We start from the raw sequence: 1,797 nt of genomic DNA on the forward strand, positions 1-1,797 counted from the left end.
GGGTGTGGGTGGTGGGGGGGGGCGGGGGGGGGGGGGGGGGGGGGGGGTGGCCGGTGGGGGGGGGGGGGGTGGTGGGGGGCGCGCGGGGGGTGGTGGGCGCGGGGCGCCCCCCCCCCGCGCCGTCCCCCCGCGCCGCCGCGGCCGCCGTGCCGCGGCCCCGCCCCGAAGCCCCTCGAGCAGAGCAGGCAGGACGCCCGTGAGCAGCCCCACCACCACCAGCCCCGTGCGCGCCGCGCAGCCCGAGCTGCGCCGCTGGCGACCGCCCGCCGTGCAGGTGGTGCCCGGCCCGCTGGCCGCCGCCGACCTGGACGGCTGCGACGTGCTCGCGGTGCCCGTGGCCCCCGGCGCCGGTGAGGGCGCCGCCGTCGAGCCGCGCCCGGGCGCCGCCGACGCCGCCGTGCGCTACGGCGCGGACCTGGCCGCCCTGTGCGCGGCCGAGGACGTGTCCGGCGAGGCCGGCCGCAGCGCGCGCCTGCCCGTCCCGGCCCCCGACGGCTCCCCGCGCCGCCTGCTCGTGCTGGGGGTCGGGGACTCCTCGCCCGCGGCGCTGCGCCGCGCCGCGGCGGCGCTGGCCCGCGCCGCCGGCCCCGGCACCGACGTGGCCACCACCCTGGCCGACGGCGCCGGCCCCGACGGCGTGCGCGCCGTCGTGGAGGGCTTCCTGCTCGCCTCCCACGTCCCGCCGCTCGCCGGCCGGCGCGCGGGCGCCGAGCCCGCGCCCCGGCGCCTGCTGCTCGTGGGCGACGTGGACGCGGCCGCGGTGGCCCGCGGCGAGGCGCTGGCCGCCGCCACCGCCCTGGCCCGCGACCTGGCCGCCACCCCCTCCAACCTCAAGGACCCCGCCTGGGTGGTGGCGCAGGCCCGCGCCACCGCCGCCGCGCACGGGCTGACGGTGAAGGTGCGCGAGGAGGCGCAGCTGCGCCGGGAGGGCTTCGGCGGCCTGCTCGCCGTGGGCGGCGGCTCGCCGTCCGCGCCGGCCCTGGCCGAGGTGCGCTACCGCCCGCGCGGCCGCGCCGCCGCCGGCGCCCCGCACGTGGTGATCGCCGGCAAGGGCATCACCTACGACACCGGGGGGCTGGCGCTCAAGCCGCGCGAGTCGATGGTGCCGATGAAGACGGACATGACCGGCGCGGCCGTCGTGCTCGCCGTCGTGGCCGCCGCCGCCCGGCTGAAGCTGCCGGTGCGGGTGACGGGCCTGCTGGCGCTGGCCGAGAACGCCTTCGGCGGCTCCTCCTACCGCCCCGGGGACGTGGTGCGCCACTACGGCGGGCGCACCACCGAGGTCAACAACACCGACGCCGAGGGGCGCCTGGTGCTCGGCGACGCCCTGGCCTACGCCGACGCGACCCTGGACCCCGACGTCCTCGTCGACGTCGCCACCCTCACCGGCGCCGCCTCCGTCGCGCTGGGCAAGCGGCACGCGGCGCTGTTCGCCTCCGACGACGCCCTGGCCGCGCAGCTGACCGCCGCCTCGCAGGCGTCGGGGGAGCGCGTGTGGCGCCTGCCGCTGGTGCCCGAGTACGCCGAGCTGCTGCGCTCGGACCTCGCCGACGCCCGGCAGGTCGCCTCCACCCCCGGCGCCGGCGCCGGCACGATCCTGGCCGCGCAGTTCCTGCAGCCGTTCACCGGCGGGCGCCGCTGGGCGCACCTGGACATCGCCGGCCCGGGCCGCTCGGACGCCCCCGAGCACGAGGTCGGGCGCGGGGCCACCGGCTTCGGCGCGCGCCTGCTGGTGCGCTGGCTGGAGTCGCTGGCCGCCTGAGACCGCCGCGGCCCCGGACCCCGGCCGGGGTCCGG

General features: G+C 82.0%; 1 protein-coding gene. It reads left to right on the forward strand.

Annotated features, from left to right (window positions below):
- Positions 1–196 precede the first annotated feature (196 nt).
- Positions 197–1,762, forward strand: a complete 1,566-nt coding sequence (locus ACRYR7_RS25420; protein WP_432575171.1) for a leucyl aminopeptidase family protein — start codon at positions 197–199, stop codon at positions 1,760–1,762.
- Positions 1,763–1,797 lie beyond the last annotated feature (35 nt).

The organism is Kineococcus gurbantunggutensis (assembly GCF_050871925.1).
Taxonomy (GTDB): domain Bacteria; phylum Actinomycetota; class Actinomycetes; order Actinomycetales; family Kineococcaceae; genus Kineococcus.